Annotated in this window: 32 protein-coding genes and 2 pseudogenes; 18 read left to right on the top strand and 16 right to left on the bottom strand. The window is 49.3% G+C overall.

The window, feature by feature from the left end; genetic code table 11:
* Positions 1 to 10: 10 nt before the first annotated feature.
* From ACRPFF_RS07370 to ACRPFF_RS07295, 16 genes and pseudogenes are all read right to left on the bottom strand, one after another.
* Entirely contained in the window at positions 11 to 991 is a 981-nt protein-coding gene (locus ACRPFF_RS07370; protein WP_432674255.1) for a hypothetical protein, read from the bottom strand.
* A 191-nt stretch (positions 992 to 1,182) separates the two neighbouring features.
* Positions 1,183 to 1,680, bottom strand: coding sequence for a hypothetical protein (locus tag ACRPFF_RS07365; protein ID WP_432674254.1), 498 nt, complete (start codon positions 1,678 to 1,680; stop codon positions 1,183 to 1,185).
* 12 nt (positions 1,681 to 1,692) lie between these two features.
* Positions 1,693 to 1,989 (bottom strand): DUF1364 domain-containing protein, encoded by a 297-nt coding sequence (locus ACRPFF_RS07360; protein WP_432674253.1) that lies wholly within the window; start codon positions 1,987 to 1,989, stop codon positions 1,693 to 1,695.
* Positions 1,986 to 2,591 (bottom strand): DUF1367 family protein, encoded by a 606-nt coding sequence (locus ACRPFF_RS07355; protein WP_432674252.1) that lies wholly within the window; start codon positions 2,589 to 2,591, stop codon positions 1,986 to 1,988. The genes ACRPFF_RS07360 and ACRPFF_RS07355 overlap by 4 nt, the downstream gene beginning before the upstream one ends.
* Before the next feature lie 68 nt (positions 2,592 to 2,659).
* On the bottom strand, positions 2,660 to 2,914 hold the full coding sequence (locus tag ACRPFF_RS07350) for a hypothetical protein (RefSeq protein ID WP_432674251.1): 255 nt from the start codon (positions 2,912 to 2,914) through the stop codon (positions 2,660 to 2,662).
* Complete coding sequence (locus ACRPFF_RS07345) at positions 2,902 to 3,288, bottom strand: RusA family crossover junction endodeoxyribonuclease (RefSeq protein WP_432674265.1); 387 nt, start codon at positions 3,286 to 3,288, stop codon at positions 2,902 to 2,904. Before ACRPFF_RS07345 ends, ACRPFF_RS07350 begins: the two co-directional genes overlap by 13 nt.
* Entirely contained in the window at positions 3,279 to 3,590 is a 312-nt protein-coding gene (locus ACRPFF_RS07340) for a hypothetical protein (protein WP_432674250.1), read from the bottom strand. Before ACRPFF_RS07340 ends, ACRPFF_RS07345 begins: the two co-directional genes overlap by 10 nt.
* Positions 3,591 to 3,608: 18 nt before the next feature.
* Positions 3,609 to 3,758 carry a hypothetical protein gene (locus tag ACRPFF_RS07335; RefSeq protein ID WP_432674249.1) on the bottom strand — a complete coding sequence of 50 codons (150 nt, stop codon included), beginning with the start codon at positions 3,756 to 3,758 and terminating at the stop codon, positions 3,609 to 3,611.
* Positions 3,759 to 3,762: 4 nt separating this feature from the next.
* Positions 3,763 to 4,179, bottom strand: a complete 417-nt coding sequence (locus ACRPFF_RS07330; RefSeq protein ID WP_432674248.1) for a DUF3310 domain-containing protein — start codon at positions 4,177 to 4,179, stop codon at positions 3,763 to 3,765.
* A gap of 12 nt (positions 4,180 to 4,191) precedes the next feature.
* On the bottom strand, positions 4,192 to 4,884 hold the full coding sequence (locus tag ACRPFF_RS07325; RefSeq protein WP_432674247.1) for a DNA methyltransferase: 693 nt from the start codon (positions 4,882 to 4,884) through the stop codon (positions 4,192 to 4,194).
* 22 nt (positions 4,885 to 4,906) lie between these two features.
* Positions 4,907 to 5,114: pseudogene (locus tag ACRPFF_RS07320) on the bottom strand (hypothetical protein).
* A 16-nt stretch (positions 5,115 to 5,130) separates the two neighbouring features.
* The gene (locus ACRPFF_RS07315; RefSeq protein ID WP_432674246.1) at positions 5,131 to 6,492 is read right to left on the bottom strand and encodes a DnaB-like helicase C-terminal domain-containing protein; all 1,362 of its coding nucleotides are present in this window, start codon (positions 6,490 to 6,492) and stop codon (positions 5,131 to 5,133) included.
* A 17-nt stretch (positions 6,493 to 6,509) separates the two neighbouring features.
* Positions 6,510 to 7,487 (bottom strand): hypothetical protein, encoded by a 978-nt coding sequence (locus ACRPFF_RS07310; protein ID WP_432674245.1) that lies wholly within the window; start codon positions 7,485 to 7,487, stop codon positions 6,510 to 6,512.
* Positions 7,471 to 7,608 (bottom strand): hypothetical protein, encoded by a 138-nt coding sequence (locus ACRPFF_RS07305; protein WP_432674244.1) that lies wholly within the window; start codon positions 7,606 to 7,608, stop codon positions 7,471 to 7,473. The genes ACRPFF_RS07310 and ACRPFF_RS07305 overlap by 17 nt, the downstream gene beginning before the upstream one ends.
* The gene (locus ACRPFF_RS07300; protein WP_432674243.1) at positions 7,605 to 7,832 is read right to left on the bottom strand and encodes a helix-turn-helix domain-containing protein; all 228 of its coding nucleotides are present in this window, start codon (positions 7,830 to 7,832) and stop codon (positions 7,605 to 7,607) included. Before ACRPFF_RS07300 ends, ACRPFF_RS07305 begins: the two co-directional genes overlap by 4 nt.
* Before the next feature lie 64 nt (positions 7,833 to 7,896).
* On the bottom strand, positions 7,897 to 8,127 hold the full coding sequence (locus ACRPFF_RS07295; RefSeq protein ID WP_211709893.1) for a transcriptional regulator: 231 nt from the start codon (positions 8,125 to 8,127) through the stop codon (positions 7,897 to 7,899).
* Positions 8,128 to 8,240: 113 nt separating this feature from the next.
* Here ACRPFF_RS07295 and ACRPFF_RS07290 point away from each other — a divergent pair, with 113 nt between their 5' ends.
* The 18 genes and pseudogenes from ACRPFF_RS07290 to ACRPFF_RS07205 form a co-directional block, all read left to right on the top strand.
* On the top strand, positions 8,241 to 8,957 hold the full coding sequence (locus ACRPFF_RS07290; protein WP_432674242.1) for a S24 family peptidase: 717 nt from the start codon (positions 8,241 to 8,243) through the stop codon (positions 8,955 to 8,957).
* A gap of 101 nt (positions 8,958 to 9,058) precedes the next feature.
* Positions 9,059 to 9,757, top strand: coding sequence for a HipA family kinase (locus ACRPFF_RS07285; protein ID WP_432674241.1), 699 nt, complete (start codon positions 9,059 to 9,061; stop codon positions 9,755 to 9,757).
* Positions 9,754 to 10,572: a DUF3037 domain-containing protein gene (locus ACRPFF_RS07280; RefSeq protein ID WP_211709887.1), complete on the top strand. Its 819-nt coding sequence runs from the start codon at positions 9,754 to 9,756 to the stop codon at positions 10,570 to 10,572. Before ACRPFF_RS07285 ends, ACRPFF_RS07280 begins: the two co-directional genes overlap by 4 nt.
* A 375-nt stretch (positions 10,573 to 10,947) precedes the next feature.
* Complete coding sequence (locus tag ACRPFF_RS07275) at positions 10,948 to 11,274, top strand: hypothetical protein (protein WP_432674240.1); 327 nt, start codon at positions 10,948 to 10,950, stop codon at positions 11,272 to 11,274.
* Positions 11,275 to 11,419: 145 nt separating this feature from the next.
* The gene (locus tag ACRPFF_RS07270) at positions 11,420 to 11,689 is read left to right on the top strand and encodes an NGO1622 family putative holin (RefSeq protein WP_432674264.1); all 270 of its coding nucleotides are present in this window, start codon (positions 11,420 to 11,422) and stop codon (positions 11,687 to 11,689) included.
* Positions 11,686 to 11,853: a hypothetical protein gene (locus ACRPFF_RS07265; protein WP_432674239.1), complete on the top strand. Its 168-nt coding sequence runs from the start codon at positions 11,686 to 11,688 to the stop codon at positions 11,851 to 11,853. Before ACRPFF_RS07270 ends, ACRPFF_RS07265 begins: the two co-directional genes overlap by 4 nt.
* A gap of 11 nt (positions 11,854 to 11,864) precedes the next feature.
* Entirely contained in the window at positions 11,865 to 12,578 is a 714-nt protein-coding gene (locus tag ACRPFF_RS07260) for an ATP-binding protein (RefSeq protein ID WP_432674238.1), read from the top strand.
* Complete coding sequence (locus ACRPFF_RS07255) at positions 12,562 to 13,221, top strand: hypothetical protein (RefSeq protein WP_432674237.1); 660 nt, start codon at positions 12,562 to 12,564, stop codon at positions 13,219 to 13,221. Before ACRPFF_RS07260 ends, ACRPFF_RS07255 begins: the two co-directional genes overlap by 17 nt.
* A gap of 48 nt (positions 13,222 to 13,269) precedes the next feature.
* Positions 13,270 to 13,758 carry a siphovirus Gp157 family protein gene (locus ACRPFF_RS07250; RefSeq protein ID WP_432674236.1) on the top strand — a complete coding sequence of 163 codons (489 nt, stop codon included), beginning with the start codon at positions 13,270 to 13,272 and terminating at the stop codon, positions 13,756 to 13,758.
* Positions 13,759 to 13,809: 51 nt separating this feature from the next.
* A complete protein-coding gene (locus tag ACRPFF_RS07245; RefSeq protein ID WP_432674235.1) occupies positions 13,810 to 14,025 on the top strand; it encodes a hypothetical protein in 216 nt (71 codons plus the stop codon).
* Between the two features lie 110 nt (positions 14,026 to 14,135).
* Entirely contained in the window at positions 14,136 to 14,720 is a 585-nt protein-coding gene (locus ACRPFF_RS07240) for a hypothetical protein (RefSeq protein ID WP_432674234.1), read from the top strand.
* Positions 14,701 to 15,129, top strand: a complete 429-nt coding sequence (locus ACRPFF_RS07235; RefSeq protein ID WP_432674233.1) for a hypothetical protein — start codon at positions 14,701 to 14,703, stop codon at positions 15,127 to 15,129. Before ACRPFF_RS07240 ends, ACRPFF_RS07235 begins: the two co-directional genes overlap by 20 nt.
* 183 nt (positions 15,130 to 15,312) lie before the next feature.
* Positions 15,313 to 15,639 carry a class I SAM-dependent methyltransferase gene (locus ACRPFF_RS07230; protein ID WP_432674232.1) on the top strand — a complete coding sequence of 109 codons (327 nt, stop codon included), beginning with the start codon at positions 15,313 to 15,315 and terminating at the stop codon, positions 15,637 to 15,639.
* A gap of 1 nt (position 15,640) precedes the next feature.
* Positions 15,641 to 16,966: a DNA cytosine methyltransferase gene (locus ACRPFF_RS07225; protein WP_432674231.1), complete on the top strand. Its 1,326-nt coding sequence runs from the start codon at positions 15,641 to 15,643 to the stop codon at positions 16,964 to 16,966.
* Between the two features lie 72 nt (positions 16,967 to 17,038).
* Positions 17,039 to 17,293 carry a pyocin activator PrtN family protein gene (locus ACRPFF_RS07220; RefSeq protein WP_231992121.1) on the top strand — a complete coding sequence of 85 codons (255 nt, stop codon included), beginning with the start codon at positions 17,039 to 17,041 and terminating at the stop codon, positions 17,291 to 17,293.
* A gap of 235 nt (positions 17,294 to 17,528) precedes the next feature.
* Positions 17,529 to 18,035 carry a hypothetical protein gene (locus tag ACRPFF_RS07215; RefSeq protein ID WP_432674230.1) on the top strand — a complete coding sequence of 169 codons (507 nt, stop codon included), beginning with the start codon at positions 17,529 to 17,531 and terminating at the stop codon, positions 18,033 to 18,035.
* Positions 18,036 to 18,325: 290 nt separating this feature from the next.
* Positions 18,326 to 18,622, top strand: coding sequence for a BRO-N domain-containing protein (locus ACRPFF_RS07210; protein ID WP_432674229.1), 297 nt, complete (start codon positions 18,326 to 18,328; stop codon positions 18,620 to 18,622).
* 60 nt (positions 18,623 to 18,682) lie between these two features.
* Positions 18,683 to 18,916: pseudogene (locus ACRPFF_RS07205) on the top strand (hypothetical protein); the annotation flags it as partial.
* Positions 18,917 to 18,945 lie beyond the last annotated feature (29 nt).

The raw sequence follows: 18,945 nt of genomic DNA, 5'->3' as shown, positions 1-18,945 counted from the left end.
CCAATTTAGTTCAACGAGATAATGCTGCATTTAAATTATTTTTGAATTCCTCTGGAGAAAGAGCCTGAACTTTATCCCAGGCGCTGTTTAAAAAGGCATCTGTTATTTCTGTGTTATTCTCAGAGAAGTATGTTACGTTATTCATTACTTTAACGACACGAATAAGCACAAGATAATCTTCATTAGCACCGCCATTCCTTAAAAATCTATTAAAATCTTCTTTTTTCCTGTCTACTAAATATTTATAGGTAATCCAGTTATCTTTTCCCTGATTTCTTAAATTAGTCTTTATATCATCTGCAATTAGTGCATGGATTACCATAATTTCCTGCGCAGATAACTTGAATCTACCTAAGTCTCTAGGAGACGTAAAGGTTGAGTCCTCTGGCGCTGTTAGCGAAATCAGCGGAAGAATTGCACCATGTGATTTGCGGCTATCATCTAACCCTGTTAGATCTGGAATAAAACTCCCACCCGCCTTAGGGAAAGAGGAGAATAGAAGTCTGTACTTCCCTGGATTCAGCTCATGAACGCAAATATTTTTTGCATATCTCACAGCATTACCCTCCGAACTCCCCAGCTTTAACTGCTCATTTACTAGAGCATCGAGTGTTCTATATGAATCTACACCGAGAGGGAAAGGCGTACCTTCGGATATGCTTTGCATTGTATTCATCGCCCCTCTAAGAATATTTGATGAAGCCTCAATAGAAGATAACCTCCCTTCCATTTCAGCCTTTCTGGTTTGATATACATAGGGCAAAAACCAATCCGCAATAGTGGCACATTCAGATTGAATTAAACTATTTGTCCCTGAAATAGTATTTCTTCTCATAGAAGAGACCGTTGAGCTCATCAGCCCTAAATCCCCATACATAGCAAATTTCGGGTTTGGATAAATATCTATATTTAACTTACGCGAGCCATACCCATCAGCAAACAACGGTGTTATTGCCGCACATAAGAAGATAGCCAATAATGTTTTTTTCATCTTTCGCCTCCTAAAATAAACTATCTACCTGTTTACGCTCATCATCACTCACTGGCTCGTGCTCTTCGGCATTACCTGAAGTATTACGCTGCCGAACCGACGGAGGAATGGCCTCATGCGTTTTCGTTGGTAATTCACATTTCCGTTGTCGTGGCGCGTTATTTTACACAGCATAGCCACACAATCGCAAACTACTCAATAATCCCGACTTGCCTAAACTCTGGTTCCAGTTTGCAAATGGCGCTATCGAGCAGTCCTGCCACAATTCCTCCAACCTGTTTCTTTTTCCGCCACAACGTTACGCGGGCAATATCAAATCTGTCTTGTATCTGCGTCTGTTTAGGGATACCTGAAAAAATATGCGACAACAGGGCATCACAAAGCAACAGGGGAATGCCTTGCTGCTGATCTAGGATATAGCTGCTCAAATCCACGATATGGCTAAAATTGCTGCCGTATTGGGCTTCTACGGAACAAAGCTCTAAATGGTTCAGTAACCGTTCCACCCGTGCCTGTATCATGGCGGCATTGGCGTGCCAGTCATGCTGTGTCATTCCTTGCTCACCGCCACGGCTTACACCCTTATTCTCTACCCAGTAGCAAATTTGCGCCGTATTCCCCATCGGCTCGATACGCAACGCGCCGAAGCGGTACACATCGCGCAGGCACTCGTCTATATTGCGGTACATTCACACCCCCGTTCAGCCGGCCTTTACCAGCCCTTCCTTTTCCAAAATAACCAACGTCCGCATCACGCCTTCCGCATGTGCCGCCCTTAATTCGTCATGGGTCAAATCCGTTCGCACTCGCTCATCTACTGCATCATGACATGCGGAACAGGCAAACGCGCCCAATAGGTCGGACGGCTTAATCCCCATGCCGCAAGTTCCAGCCAAACGGTAATGCGCGAAAACCGTCGTTTCCGGATCATGATTGCAAATGCCCGGGAAACGTATCTGGCAACGCTCGCCGCGTGCCGACTGCGTAATCTTGCTCATCCGCCCATCTCCATCATCTCCATAGCCGCCCGTTCTGCGGCCTCCTCCGACTCAAACTTCGACGACAGCATCATGTTCCAAGCCACCTGAAAGCAGTCCCGGTAAAACCGGTTGAACTCCTCCTGACCCATACTGTGGAAGCTGATGCTTTTCGCCTCCTTGCGGTAGCCGTCCGGCGTCTCGTAAACATCGAAATACCCAGCCTCAATCGTCAGCCACTTGCGGAAAGCTTCCATACTTTGCAGCACCGCGCCGATTCTCTCGCCCCGCTTTACCGCCACCATCCGTACAAACTCGTCGGCAAACTCCAAAAACAGCCCGCCGCTCGAATGCATGGCCTCAAGCCGCCGCGCGAAACCGCTAATCAGCTTCTGCTCCCCGTCCGTCACCAGCCCGCCCGACGGCACCCAGTATTCATACGCCAAAGGCAAAAGCCCGCCGAAAAACAGCTTGTGGTGCTGATAACTGCGGTTGCCCATCTGCTTGATTTCCACCTTCAACTGCCGGCCGGCGGCATAATCCCGCAACAGTTCCGCATCGTAGGCCGTCGCCGGTGCAAGCGTTCCCGCCGGCGTTTTCACCACCGCAACATTGACCGCCATTTCAAATCCTTTCCCGTTCTAATTAGTCAGCGTGCATTGTTCGCCTTTGGCGGCTTTGCGTATCGCGCTCATAACCAAACCTTGCCAAGGTAAGCAAAAATCATCAACGCCCACCAAGTCAGCAGTGAAGCCGCCAAATACAAGTACGGGTAATTTATTTTCAAAATGGTTTTGGCTTTATATTTATTCTCATCCACCTTTCTGTATATGACCGTAAGCCCATTATCTCCATAGGCTTTTTTCAGATATACCGTGAAGCAGATCATTTTGAAGGCGATATGCAAAAACACCAAAGCCGATACAAAAAACATTAATTCAAACACTCTTCCAACTCCTCTATCTCCACCGCCAAACCGCCGCCTGCTACCGGCTCGCTGTCATATTCCGCGGCAATGCGCCGCACCTGCCTGTCGTTGTGATAGGCAACGCCGTGAAGCGGGTCCAGCGGAACCTTCAGGGCGTTGTCCAAATCGATAACCGTTTTGTTTGCACCGCCGTCTTTGTTTGCTTTTGGAATCAGCCGCAGGCACACTGCCACACTGCCCTCAGACGGCACCGCGCCCGCTTCTTGCGCGATACGGCGAACGACGGACTTATACGCCGCCGCTTCCGCGCTCCTGACCGCCCTGTTGCGCCAAATCCGCCAATAGCGGTTTGCCGATACGGGGTAAGGCAGGATAAGGCGCATCACGCGCATTCCCTTGCCGATTGCGTCCACAAGCCGATGCCCAATATCGGGCAGGCGGCGCGTGCGGCGCGGATGTGTTCGTGCAGCCTTGCGGCCGTCATCGCCCCGTATTCCGGCCACACAGTGTCGGCTTTCTCTGCCGCGCGTTTTTCCAAACGCTTTTGTTTGGCTTCCTTGTTGCGGCAGGTTTTGCACGAGTTGTAATAATAGATTTTCACGCCCTTGCACTGGATGGCCTTAAACCCCTCCTCCAGCGACTTGGTTTCGCCGCACGTTTTGCAGGTACGCATTTCGGTTTTTTCCGCCGCCATTTTTTGCCTTTCGTTTTTTCAAATGCCGAATCCCAAGTCGCCGTCGTCGTCTTTGCCATTGCGCTTGCGGCGCAAAACCGCATCGGCGGCTTCTACCAACAGCCACATCGCCAAAGTCGCCGCGCCGCCGAACGACAGCGCGATGATAATTTTCAACAGGGTATCCATTGTTTTATTTCCTTTCGGGGTTTGGGGTGTTTTCAGACGGCATCGGGCTTTCAGACGGCATTTTCTTCAACAGGTCTTTGACGCAGGCGATTGCCCAGCTGATATTGTCTTCTGTGCAATCTGTGGCGGCATAAAGAATCGCGTTCATCGCCGCGTGGGTGTCCATGTCGAAGTCAGTAAGGCACAACTTTTCGTACATTTCGCAGTACTTTTTGCATTTTAATTTCTTAAACTTCGGCGCATCGTTGCGCTGCCGCTCCAAGTACCAAACCGCCTTTTCCAAGTCTTCGCGGCCGTTTTTCTCTTTGTGCCGCCAAATGTATTTGAAGGCGTTGCCCAAATTGAAATTGAGGTGCTGCGTAAACTCAATGCACTCGTGGGCGTGTTGCCGGTAGTGGCTCGGGTTGATGTTGTCTTTCATCCTGCTTCCTTGTTAAAAGTGACTTACAATGTGTTTTATTAAATCTTCAGGAATTGATGACCGCACGATATGACGGCTTCCTTTCCATGCGCTAAATGCGAATTTCGCACGTTTCGTCTGCTTTAAGTTCATCGCTACGCCTGAAGCAAAACCAGTTCTTTTAAGCGGGAAATCATCGCTATATGCGGCATAGCAGGCTACGTTCTTAACAAAACTCAATCCCTCACGCTCCAACTTGTCAAAAATCATTGATGATTGAGGATTCTCGATAACAAACGGGATTCCCAAAGCCTTGACCAATTCAGCCGTGAATAACGCTGTTAAATCGCCGTTCACTCCCTTTCTCAAATATCTGGAATAAACAGCAGGAATTTCAGGTGCGTTACGCTCAACCAATTTACGGACTGACACATACGGGTGTTTTTTCCAGTTTTGAAAAGTTCGTAATGCCAGGCTGTTTTTATCTCGATACGCGTTTCCGTTATCGCCTGCGGTTGAGAAGCTCCAAGATTCACACGGCGGGCTTGCCATTAATAAATCGAACGGCTCTTTTTTGTGCATATCGACCAGCTTTTTAATATTCCTCAGGTCGGATAAATCCATCACAATATCGGCGTTGCCAATCCCTACCGACACCACATCATGCTCAGGCAGTGCCTTTTTTACGCTTCCGTTCCCGTCGTCGAACAAAGCTAAAATTCTCATTTCTTCATTTCCTTTTGTTGCGCTATTCTTCAAACTTTTCGCGCCGTTTTCTCATTGCCGCCTCTGATGCCGTCTGAAATGCGCCGGTAGCGCACGGATTTGCTCGCGGGTAGTAGGTCGCTTTTTCTTCCGCATTNCGCGCCTTTTGGCATTTCGCAAAACCGTGCATCTGCGGTGTCCAGTTGGGTTTTAAAATCCGCGTACTTGCAGCGGAAGCAGGTTTCACGCATTTACCGGTCTCCTGCACTAGACACTGTAAGGGTCATATTCATCATGTTTTGGGGCTTGCCATGCCAAATCAGGCTCTTCCTCGAACTTCATAAATTGCCCTTTCCAGCCGCAAACCACCGTTCCCATTTCGCCGTCCCGGTTTTTAGCGATAATCAGCTCGGCAATACCCGGATTCTCGTTTCTGTCGTAGTAGCTTTCGCGGTGCGGCATAATGATGATGTTTGCGTCTTGCTCGACGCTGCCGCTGCCGCGTATGTCTGCCATTTTTGGGCGTTTATCAGCCTGTTTTGTATTCCACCTGTTCAACTGGGCCACCAAGACGACGGGGATATTCAGCTCTACCGCCAAGTTTTTCAGATGGCGCGATATATTCCCTAGCTCTGTCACTTCGTCCTTCCCTGCCCTTGGCATGATGTGCAGATGATCGACAACCAACAAATCCAAGCCGGTTGTGAGTTTTTTCTCTTTTGCCAAAAAGCAAAGCTCGTCAACGTTGAGCAGGTCGCAGTTCACGTCAAACTTCCAGTTATTCACTTGGCTGACGTAAATCGGCATATTGGCGTAATCGCTTTCCGTCAGATTGCCGGTTTTCAGGTTCTGCATAGGGATATTGCATTCCGCCGCCATGCCGCGCCTTGCCAGCTCTACCGCGCTCATTTCGTAGCTTTGGAAATGAACCGCCTTGCCTTGCTTCAGCGCGAATCGCGCAATGTTTTCCGCCAAAACCGTTTTACCCATAGACGGACGCGCTGCAATCACAATCAAGTTCCCATCAGGCAAGCCGCCGGTCATCTCGTCCAACTTCATCAAGCCGGTAGGCAATCCGAAACGCACACCGTCAAGCCTTTTGTCTAAATCGCCAATCAAATCTTCAACGGTTTCGGTAAAGCTCTTGGTTTCACGCTTTACTGCGTCTTTGCCGACTGCCGCCAATTCATCCGCCGCCTTAGACAGCTTTTCTGCGACCGTCCCGCCGTCTTTGGAAACCGCGATTTTTTCAATAGCCGCCGAAACCTTCAGCAAACCACGCTCGACAAACCTGTCGTTCACAATCTCAACGTACCGGCTGATGTTCTTCGCGCTTGGGGTGTTTTTGTGCAGGTCTATCAGGTAAGCCAAGCCGCCCGCGTTTTCTGCCTCCCCTCTTGCTTCCAGCTTGTCGTTCAGCGTGATGATGTCGATAGGTTCATTCGCCGCCGCCATATCCAGCAACGCGCGGAAAATAATCCTGTGTTGCGCCTGGTAAAACTTTTCAGGGGTCAGGATTGCGCACCGCGTAATCGCCGTCGGTTCAATCAAGATGCCACCCAAAATGTTCTGTTCCGCCTCCACGCTAGCCAGTGATTGGACGGCTTCCATTTCCTCGATTTGGTTCATGCTCTTCCCCTTGCTGCCTAGTTCGTTTTAGGCGGATGCCATTCAAGAATTTTGACGAAATTGCCCGCCTTGAAAATCCAATCGAAGTTGACCGCGAAGCCTGTTTGGTTCTCGCCCATCCAAAACGGATTCATCGCCACTTTCCAGAAGAAACCGGCAAACCAAGCCAAACCGGTTTCCTTGTCCACAAACCTCACTTTGCCGTTCGGTGCCGCCGTTCCCAGCATCTCGCACCAGCGATTGACAATCGCCCGTTTGCGCGTGTCGTTCAGGACTTGAACACTTGGCAGGCGGCCGCCTAAAACTTCGTTGTACAGATCAGCGATTTCCTGAAGCGGCACACCGTCGGATTTGCGGCGGCGCGGAACATTCGCATTTTTCGGTTTTCCCGAAAGACTGCCGTTGCCGTTGCTGTCGCTTTTGGTCTTCAGCGAAGTTGGTTCATCGCTTCCCCGCTCACACGTTTCCGCGTCAGCGGAAACAAACGCGTCAGCGTTCAAACCGCCTTTGCCGTTTTCGGCGTTTGGGGGTAAGGGGGTATATACTGCTAAATCTTCTGTTAAATCTTCTGTTCTTATAACGGCTGTTGATTCCCCACCCCCCGAATGTTGATTTTGAAGTTCGGGGCTGTTGATATTGCATTTCGGGGCTGTTGATTCCTCACTCCCCGAATGTTGCAACATCAAATCATCAAAAGCGTCTAAATTCAGTTTGTAGTAAATGCGGTGTTCAATTCGTTTTTCAGTCTCAATCAATACACCGCGTTCTCTCAGCTTTGCCCGTGCCGTTCTTTGTTCCTGAACGGATAGCCCGGTTTCAATTTCAATTTCTTCCGCTGTTCGGTAAATGCCTAATTCATACTGCGTCTTATCGTTCCAGTAGAAGAAATGCCCGAATAATATTGCCGCATTTACACCGCCCAAAGGCTTTGCCAATTTCGGGTAATACGCGATTGGTCTGCCTGCCACTCTCAAACTTTCAGACGGCTTCATCATCAACCCCTCTCACTTCTTCGACCCACCTGTCCAACGCTTCCCGTGCCTTGCCCACGTCTTCTGCCTGCATATAAGCCAACACCAGCAAGCGGGCTTCGCGTATTCTTTGTTCCTGGCTCATGGTTCAATTCCTGACTTTGCGATTGAGTAATGAGCAACGGGATTTTTACAGTTGCCGACCTTGAATTTAGGCTTGTTGAAAACAAAGCCCCTGCTTTCCAAGTCGGTTATTCGTGCCGCAAGCTGCGTTATCTTCAGATTCTGATAAGCCTCAAGGGATGTGATGTATCCCTTGTTACGGATGTAATCGACAATTTGTTTGCATTGGGTCTTTTTATCGTTCATAATCTCAACTCCTTCAACGTGGCTAGAACAGCCACATTTCACCCGTCATCCCCGACGGGCTTTTTTATTTGGGTTGGTCGTCTGCTAATTCCGGCCAGATTAAATGCCAGTTATCAGGAAACATTTCTTTTCGTGTTACCCTTCCGTTTGTTGACTTTTCAATCAACGCCGCCGACTGAATTGGGACAGGCTTCAATCCTTTAGCAATCTGATGGATAAAAGACGGGGAAATCCCTGTTTTCCGTGCTAAATCAGACTGATTACCGCGTATTGCGCAATAATCTCTTAAATTCATTCCGACCTCTGTTAAATCAATTTAGCGTGAGTATAGCATAGCTAAATATAAAATAGTAGCATTGATAAATATAGCTATGCTTTATATTTATATTCATTTGACGGAGGGATGACATGAACCGAGTAGATAGAATTAAAAATCTGATAGCTGGCAGGTTTAACGGCAATCAAGCTGAGTTTTCTCGGGCAATCAACAAGGCGCCGGCACAAATAAACCAATGGCTTAATGGATACAGGAATATTGGGGACGGCGTAGCCGCACAAATTGAAACCGCGCTTGGATTGCCGCGCGGATGGATGGATGGAAAAGATGATCCGGGCACCCCGACCATGCCGCTCATCAACCCAGACCTCCCCCACGAAGTCAAAGACATCCACCGCCCGATGACGTGGAGCAGCAACGACCCGCTGCCCGACGATGATTATATTTTCGTCCCCTACCTCAAAGAGAGCTGCTTCAAAGGCGGGGCAGGCGCGTTTGAGATTCCCGATTACAACGGCTACCGCCTGCCGTTCGGCAAATCCACGCTCAAACGCAAAGGCATCAATCCCGACAACGTGTTTTGCTGCACCCTGACCGGCGACAGCATGGAGGAAAAAATCGCAGAAGACGCGGCAATCGCCGTAGATACGGGCGAAACCACTATACGGGACGGTAAAATATATGCTTTCGCGCAAGACGGGATGTTCCGCGTGAAGTACCTGATACGGCAGCCCGGCAACAGCGTGCTGATACGCAGCCACAACAGCGGCTTCTATCCCGACGAAACCGCCCCTTTAGACAGCCTGACCGTTATCGGCAGGGTATTTTGGTGGAGCGTGCTGGATTGACAAATTCCTCCCGGGAAATATCAAAAAGTCAGATTTATAGATTTACACAAAGTGTAAATTTCATAGGATAAAGAAAAGAAATGTTGCAGATACAGACAATAATGGATCGTGCGGAGCAAGGTATTACCTCGCCGTTCATCTGTATGGCGGAGAATGGTCTGGAATATTTCGTTAAAGGGCTGCACGCCACCCGTGCAAGCCAAATAAACGAATGGATAGGCGGAAACATGGCGCAGGCTTTAGGCTTGCCCGTTGCTCCGTTTGAGCTGTTGGAAGTCGGAGAAGAGCTGTACGAAGAATTGCCCGCAAAGATGAAAGAAATCGGCAAAGGCATCTGTTTCGGCTCACTGGCACAAAAAGGCTATGCGTTACTGGAGCCTGCGGACATCCCGCGAATCGATACAGTCATGCAGCGGCAAATCGCCGCTTTCGATTGGTTTGTCCGTAATGAAGACAGAACAGTCGGCAACCCTAACCTTTTGTATAGAAATTGCAACAATTCCTTGATTGTTATTGATCATAACTGCGCCTTCGACACCGGCTTCAATCCAAATAACTTTCTGCAAAATCATATTTTCTCATCGGCATTTAGACAGATTTTGGAAGACTGGGTGCTTCGGGAAGAGATGGAATTATGGCTGAAAAGCGCATTGCCCGCCTACAGAAAAGCGTGGGATAATCTGCCGCCGGAGTGGGCATGGGCAAACGAAGAGTGCGACCTGCCCGCCGCCTATAACCGCAGCCACACCGACGAGACTGTCCGACGCATCGATAACGGAACACTTTGGAGTATCTCATGAACCAATATGCTATGCGTTTTGCCGTCATACGGTTTATGCCCTATGTCCAAACGCGCGAATTTGCCAACATCGGCATCATCATAACCCATCCCAAAAGCGGCTACTTCGACTTTAAAATCGAACAGCGTTACAGCAGATTGAGCCGTTTTTTCCGCCACTTCGATTCGTCCGTCTATAAAGCGGCGACCCGTGCCTTTGCAGAAGAATTACAGCGGATTGGGAAATTGGCGGCATACTCCACGCCCGATCAGATACGCGCCATGCTCGACCATTTGACCCGCCCGAGGGAAGCCCTGATTATGGCTGCCCAACCGGGTGTAACTGTTGCTGCCGACAGGGAGCAGGAACTGAACCGTCTGTTTGATTATTATGTCGCCCACAGCTTCGCCAAAAACCAACCCGAAGCAGAACTTACCCGACAAATACAGGCAATGTTAAAGCCGCTTCAGACGGCATACCCCTTCAAAGAAAGCACAATTGGCGATCCGTCAGGCTTTCACGCCTCCATCCCCTTGGTGCAAAAGGCGGAAAACGGCGAAATACGGAAAATCATCAAGCCTATATATTTCGGACAGAAAGACCCTGCCGACATCTATTACAAGTCTGATAAGTGGATTGCCAGCATAAAACGGTTGCGGCGCGGCGGATACATCGACCGCTCTGAAATATTGTTTGCCTACGAACCGCCGGAGCGTCCCGACAAGGCACAAGAAAAGGCATTGCTTGACGTATTGGGCGACCTGAAGGAACAGAGCATACAGCTTGCCGATAACCGAAACGACGGCAAAATCATCAGAAACTTTGCCTGCGGCTAACAGCCCTCAAGACCGCCCGCATTATGCGGGCTTTTTCACGCCCTGCCGAACCTGAAAACAACACAAAACTGACAAAGCCGCCTTAATAGGCGGTTTTTTGTGCCTGCGAAATCTCAAAAATAAATTCTTTTAATAATCAAAAATATAGCAAAGTATAGCAAAATAAGTATAGCTTTGCTATTGATTTATTATTTAGCTTTGCTATACTACACCCATCGAAACAAACAACCCTTTGGAAAACAAACCGCCCGAAAGCTATATCTGCCAAGACGGGGATAGCACAAAGCGATGAAGTATAGCACTTCAAAGTGGGGCAACGGCACGGCGAAACAGTGAATGCTACGGGCGGTTTTCTCAAACGGAAAGGAAACAAAAATGGCATTAGGCAGCAGAGAATCGGACACCCTATTTAACCCGATATCGAACATGACCGAGAAAGAAAAAAGAGCATACCTATCAAAACAAGAACAAGTCAGACAGCGGAATATAGAACTTACTAGAGCGGAAGAAGAAGCCGAGCAGCAGGCAGACGCCGGAAAGATAAAAACCGCCGCACAACTTCTCAAACGCTTCAGACGGCATGAAATGGACGCATCAGAGCTGGATGACTGCATCAAAAAACTGCTTCAAGGCACGCAAGGCTACTGGTACACCGGAAGCATAAGCAATCCTCATCATATAGACAGTTTGGCTAATGCCTGATAGCAGCCGCGCCGTTAGTCGGAGAGTGGGCGCGGCGGCGGTTTTCCAGATTTCAGCCGCAAATAACCCCGACAGCGTGCGGTTTGTACACATCCTTTACAGACGCGGCACGCAATTTGAAACCTTTGAAACCAAGGAGACGGAAATGAAGGCAGTGAATGTTGTATTTAAGTTGGCGGTATTGCTGGCGGTATTGGCGGCGGGTGGCGGCGGTGGCTTCAGCCGAGGCGGCGGCGCGGTAAGGCAAAAGCCCGCCGATATTGCGGCAATGCGTATGGCGTTGGCTCAAAAGCAGGCGGAAGTTGACGAATTGAGCGCGCAGGTTTGGCTGGAAGAGCGGCATCTGAATGCGGAAGAGGAAGTCGATTACCGATGGGTACACGGCGATGCAGAAGTGCCGGAGGAGAAAGAATGAGCTTCCATCCCGAAACCGCTTATAACGGCAGCAGAGAAATAGAGCCGCACAGACCAAGCCCTGAAGAAATTAAATATTGGCAAAGCCTATACGCAGAAACCGCCGAAACACGGCGGATGACCGAAAAACAGGCAGAAGACCACATTAAAAGCATTATCAGATAAAGGAGAGGCAAATGAGCATATCTGTATTTATATTAGGCGAAAGCGGCACAGGTAAAAGCGCATCCATGCGCAACCTATTCCCCACTGATATATGCCTGATACAAGCAGTAGGCAAACCCCTGCCGTTTCAACCCAAAGGCTGGGCAACCGCCGCGCGTAAAAGTGAAAAAGGAAAACTCGTAAAAACTGGGGAGGCCGGAAACATATTCATTACCGATGAAGCGGAACATATCTGCACCATACTTGAGCGAACAACTAAAGACATCATCATTATCGACGACTTCCAGTATGTTATGGCGAATGAATTTATGCGCGGTGTAACAGTGGAAGCAAAAGGTAACGAGCAGTTCATGAAGTTCAACCGAATTGCACACACCGCATGGCGCATCATCAATACCGCCAACAGCCTGCCCGAACACAAGCGCGTTTATATCCTAAGCCACACCCAAACCGACGACTACGGCAAAACAAAAGCCAAAACCATAGGCAAGCTGTTGGACGACAAAATCACACTGGAAGGCTTATTTACCATCGTTTTAAGGACGCAGGCCGCCAACGGACACTACACCTTTCAAACCCAAAACAACGGCAGCGACACCGTAAAAAGCCCGATGGGACTTTTTGAAAGCGTGCAAATACCCAACGACCTTGCACAAATCGACGTGCAAATCTGCAACTACTACAACATCCCATTGAAAGGAAATCAAGATGTTCAAACTCAGTAAAAAAGACGCAATCGCCTACGATAACCGCAGCAACTACATCAACGAAGCAGGCAAGTATATCTGCACAATTGAAAGTGCCGTTTTCCATATCGGTAACAACAAAAACGGCAAAAGCGAAAACCTCCGCCTGTCCGTAAAGGACGGCCAAAATCGCAAAGCCACTTTCTTCATCAACACCAGCTACGCCAACGGCACAATAAACGAAGGCGGCTTGAAAACCATCAGCGCAATTCTCGCCTGTTTGCGCGAACATGATACAGGCGAAGCCGTATCCGCCTCCGTTAAAGAGTACAACAGCGAAACCAAACAGGATGAAGTGGTAATTCGCGACTGCTTCACCAAACTGCACGGGCGCGCATTAGGGATAGTCGTTCAAATGATTCATGAAGACGACCGCGATAATCCCACCGCAAGCCTGTACAGCGTCTTTGAGGCGACCACCGAACTGAGCGCAGGCGAAATCATGCGCGGCGAAACCCAACCGGCACAGCTTGGCAAAATCATGGCTTATATCGCAAACAAACCACTTGTTGATAAACGCAAGAACAGTCCTGTACCGCCTCAACCGACACGACAACCGGCACAGTACCAAACCGCACAAACCGCGCCGGTTGAAGATATTGACGACGACATCCCATTCTAACCAAGCACAGGCCGTCTGAATTTGGGCGGCCTATAAAAAGGACATTGTATGAATATTACACTCTACCAATGCGCAGCAGACGTACAGGCAGCACTTGATTACTACTTCGACAGCGAAACCGAGCGCGAAGACACGTTGGAAGCCGTTATCGGGCAGTTCGAGACCAAAGCCCAATCCGTTATTGCTTATATTAAAAACCAAGAAATCACGGAAAAAATGCTTGATGAACACATCAAGCAGATGACCGGGAAGCTCAAGGCGGCAAAAGCGCGAAATCAAAGCCTGAAAGACTACTTGGCGCGCAATATGCAAGCGGCGGGTATTACCGAGATCAAAGCGGATGACGGCACTTTTAAAGCCTCGTTCAGAAAATCCAAAGCCGTCGAGATCTTAGACGAAGCACAAATCCCTACCGAATTTATGCGTGAGACCGTCAAAATCGAACCGGACAAAACCGCCATCACAAAAGCGATTGAAAGCGGTCGGGAAGTAGCAGGCGCGAAGATTGAAGAGCGTCAGAATTTGCAGATTAGATAAACCGTAGAAGATGTTAACGACAGCATCCCATTTTGAGTTAAGGAGTAAAGAATGAGTTATTTGAAAGATGTAAAAAACGCATTAAGGGTAATAGATAACTTATGCAAAGAAGCGTTAAAAGATCCTGAATCGTTAAATGATTACATAGACGAAATTAGGGATAAGGTAGACGAAGCGGATACATCTTTGAAATTTCTAAAGGATGTCATAAATAATGGTATTAGCGATTTAAAAAATGTAATTGAGGTGTTTGAAGATGGCGTTTGATATTAATGGAACAAGACATGAACTATCAATTTAAATTCGGCGACCTCGTGAGAGATACAGCTTTATGATTGGGCATTGAGAGAACGGCATCAAAAAATCGAGAAAACAAAATGCAAACAGTAGCAACAAAACCGACGGCAAAACAGATGCTTGCCGCCAAGCGGGCAGCGAAGAAATCAGCTCAGCAAGAACGTGCCATGAAACGCGCCGGAACAGTCAAAAACGTTGACCGAAACCGCCTATCCACCTCATCAAAAGCGCAAAAAAAGAACATCGCCGAGATGTTGTCAGGCGAGAAAGTATCAGAAGACGAAGCCCTGACGTGCAGCATTATGATGTGGCTGTCCCTGCAAGATATGCGCTATGCCTGCAATCAGGAATTAATCAACTTCGCCGAGCATATCATCAAACAGGTGCAACGCTTGGGCTTGTACTGCAACACAGACGACCCCGCGAATGAGAAAAGCGTGGAGTTTGCCTGCCGTGAAGCATCGCAAGCGGTCGCGCAATGGGCTAAAGATTTTGACGACCTTAGCCCGAATCAGCGTCAAATCGTGTTGCGTCCATTATCAAATCTGTTCGCCGCGTATGAAGCGTTTTTTGAAAGATGCGCCAGCACGGCTAATCGCCGAAGTATCGACATACTCATTGGCCGTCCGAGTTGCCAAGAAAGCCATGACGTTTTTAGAGCTTGATGGCGAACTGATTTCGGCGGTTGACAAAGTCATCAACGGTGCGGATTCACGCGCGCAAGCACGCCGCCTGAAAATGCCCTACGCGGAATTTTCAGACCGAATCCTACACGCCGCGAACCTGCTTTACGATGTAGGCATGCAAGCGGATAAGGAGCTTTCGGCGATGTACGGCAAGCCGCTGAATCCCGTGCGTCCCCAGCGAATAAGCGACGTACGCCAGCCTATGATGAAAATGCTTACATCAAACAAAGGCGGTGCGTTGATTCAAGCCGTAAAAGACTCAGAAGACATCATCCGACATTGCGACAACGGCACGGGCTTCAGTTGTTTCAACTGGACTAAGCATTTCAAGCGGGCGGCAAATCTGATCGGATTAATGAAACAGGAAGATTTATTATTAAAGGCTTAATAGCCGTAATCATGATTTTTGAGTGGAATAAAAATGAAAGTACTAGATCCATGTTGCGGTAGTCGCATGATGTATTTTGACAAGCAAGACCAACGAGTTTTATTTGGAGACGTAAGGGGAGAACAGCATTACCTTAAAGACCGCGATTCAATTCGGCACTTAGAGGTAAAGCCGGATATCAAAATGGACTTTACAAAACTGCCATTTGATGATGAGAGTTTCCGTCTTGTAGTTTTCGACCCACCGCATTTGGTACGTGCAGGAAAAAATTCGTGGTTGGCCAAGAAGTACGGGAAGCTTGGTGAAGATTGGCGCGACGACCTCAGCAAAGGCTTCGCAGAATGTTTCCGCGTGCTCAAACCCGGCGGCGTGCTGATTTTTAAGTGGAACGAAGACCAAATCAAAGTACCGCAGATTTTGACACTTACCCCGAACAAACCCCTGTTCGGGCATCCCACCGGCCGCCACGGCAGAACGCATTGGTTTACCTTCATGAAGGAGGCTACCTGAAATGCGCTACGGCAGTCTGTGTAGCGGCATCGAAGCCGCATCCGTGGCGTGGGAACCGTTGGGCTGGCAGCCCGCTTGGTTTGCCGAAATCGAGCCGTTTCCGTGCGCGGTGCTCGCCCACCATTGGCCGCACGTCCACAACCACGGCGATATGACGCAGCTGGTCGGCAAAATCCTCAACGGCAGCGTTGAAGCCCCAGATGTTTTGGTCGGCGGCACGCCCTGCCAAGCCTTTTCTGTTGCCGGGTTGCGCGGCAGTTTGGACGACGAGCGCGGCAATTTAACCTTAGTCTTGATTAGGATATTAGATGCAATTGACTTTATTCGCGCCCGAAACGGGCAGCCGCCCTGCATCCTCGTCTGGGAAAACGTGCCGGGCGTGCTCAATACCAAAGACAACGCCTTCGGCTGTTTTTTGGGCGGGCTGGCCGGAGAAAGCCTACCGCTTGAGCCGGCAGGGCAGAAATGGACGAACGCAGGTTGTGTGCTTGGACACAAACGCCGCATCGCGTGGCGCATCCTTGACGCACAATATTTCGGAGTACCCCAACGCCGCCGCCGCGTCTTCCTTGTCGCAAGTGCTGGAAACGCAGACCCCGCAGAAATACTTTTTGAGCGACACGTCCAAGCAGGGCATCCTGCAGCGGGCGCAGAGACATGGCAAAACCCTGCCGCCGCTGCTCCTGCAGGCTCTCACTGGGACGATCCAACCAACCCCCACCCAACCTTAAACCAAAGCGGCAGCGGCGGCATTATCGGGCAGAGTAACCAGGAGATATTCAGCCAGCGCGGCGGTGGCCTGATACCCGTGAGGATGCGCGGCTTTGGCGACTATGTCCAAGACAACACCGTCAGCACCGTCAAAGCCCGCGACCACAAGGATGCTACCGACCTAATCGTCGTCAATGGACGGCAAGCCCCCTGCGTATCGGACAAGGCTTTTACGCTTGACTGCCAGCACAACGGTAATACCAATGTTGTCTGCATCCACGGCAATACCATAGGCAGGCAGCTTCATAACGGCGGTAACGGCACGGGCGCGACACAGGACGGTACAAACTACACCCTAACCACGACCGGCCGCCACGCCGTTTCAGACGGCTTGCAGGTGCGCCGCCTGACCCCCGCCGAATGCGAACGCCTGCAAGGCTTCCCCGACAACCACACGCAAATCCCGTGGCGCGGCAAACCCGCCGCCGACTGCCCGGACAGTCCGCGCTACAAAGCAATCGGCAACAGCATGGCCGTTCCCGTGATGCGTTGGATTGGGGAAAGGATATGCCGAATGAAAGACACAATTGCTGCAATACTGATCGCCGCATGCTGAACACGCGCCAAGCCGTAAAAAAGCAGAAACTCAGACAAATCAGAATCAACCAAGGACAGAGACATGTCAAAGATGCCGACAGAAACCAGATTAATGCTGATCCACGGCAATACCCACATCCCACTGGAAACCGTGGCAAAAGAATATTTGAACCTCAGCCCCGAAGTGGCACGAAGAAAGGCAAGTGCACAAAGTTTACCGTGGCCGGTAATCTCAGCAGATGGAAACAAGAAAAGCCCCAAATTTGTAAGCGTATCAGCCTTAGCTGAATGGCTCGACCAAATCGAAAGCAAGGCGAAAGACGAATGGGCAAGGGTACGAAATTAAAAAATGCCGTCTGAACTTGACGCAAATGCGCGGTTTGGCAAAAAAAACCGCCTGAACCACGGTTCAGACGGCATAGGCACTGTATAGGAAATAGAGGTTTAAGAAAGGGAAATATTCAGTTTCTTGCCCAGTTTGGCGGCTGCCTGAGATATTGGCAGTTTTAAAATGATTGCGGGAGATTGTTGGATTGGATATAGTGTAAATTTACCATAACTACATGAAATAACGCTATATTATGTTCTCATTCTTTACGGTTAAAGCCAAGAATACAAAAGAAAAAGTGCTGTTGGAAATTGACGAGTTAGAGAAAGTGTTAAAACTTTCCAAGAAACTGACCAATAAGCAAATTGGGAGATTGGCTAAATACTTGCGGAAACACCCGCCTGCTGAACGGTACAACCTGATTTCTGCCGATATTCAGCAGGCGTTGGCAACCGATGAAACCATTCCTAGCGATTTTAATGTTAAATCGATTCAGGTAGAAATGAGGATTGCCAATTTTCGTGCCAGGGAAATGGTAAGTCGGGAGAAAAGCAAAAAGGCAGGGATTACACATGTCTCTATTACCTTCACACCGGATATGGAATATTGTGAAACAGCACAACAATACCGCAAAAAATATGATGGCAAGGTCGTGAAACTGGGAAATGCCCCAATATTTCCGCTGATTACCTGCTATAACTGCAATAATTGCACTAGATTTGTATTGGTGAAACCACTTATCAAAGGATTTGATTATTGAGCAACCAAACCCCTTGCATTCGCATGGGGTTTTGTTTTATATTCCCACTCACGAGGCGTCGAAAACCTCTTCCTACACGGCATTCACCCCGTCAGCGTGAATTTTTTACGTCCATAGTTTCCTTGCCTGGTTGTTTGTTTCGATAGCACAACCGAAGTTTCCTATGGCCGCGAGGGTTGTGAATACAATACCTGCTTCGGCAGGGAATAAGCACGGCTCTTGTAGGGAGTTTTCGAACCTCGCGGCCGCCTATTTCGGGCAACTTCGAAAACAACCTACAGGAAANTATCATGAATACTAATTTCTCTTTGTCTTTTCACAACGTCGATTTTGATATTACCGACATCCACGGCCAGCCTTGGTTAAGGAGCTTCCAGATTGGAAGTGCCTTAGGTTATAAAAATCCATCATCAGATATGGCAAAACTTTATGACCGCAACGCTGACGAATTTACCGACAGCATGACCCAAGTTATCGAACTGCCCACCGCAGGCGGCAAACAGCAGGTGCGTGTATTCAGCCTGCGCGGCTGCCACCTGCTCGGCATGTTGGCACGAACCAAAGTGGCCAAAGAGTTCCGCCGTTAGGTGCTGGATGTATTGGAAGAAACTTTACTTAACAGCAAAGTTTCAGACGGCCCCGCCGCCAAAACCACCGCCGACGACCGCACCCCTCTGCGGCAGGCCGTCGCCGCGCTTGTCGGACGCAAAGGCATAGACTACTCCTCCGCGTACAGTATGATACACCAACGCTTCAACGTCGAAGCCATCGAAGACATCCCCGCCGAGAAGCTGCCCGAAGCCGTCGCCTATGCCCACGCGCTAACCCTGCACACGGGATTGGTCGGCGAAGTCCTCGACGCCGAGCCTGCCCCCGCACCGTTCGACGACCTCGACGTCGCCCATCTGCT

It is taken from the genome of Neisseria sp. SLRRB23 (assembly GCF_050896295.1).
Classification (GTDB): domain Bacteria; phylum Pseudomonadota; class Gammaproteobacteria; order Burkholderiales; family Neisseriaceae; genus Neisseria.
This window is presented reverse-complemented; position numbering and strand designations above follow the sequence as displayed.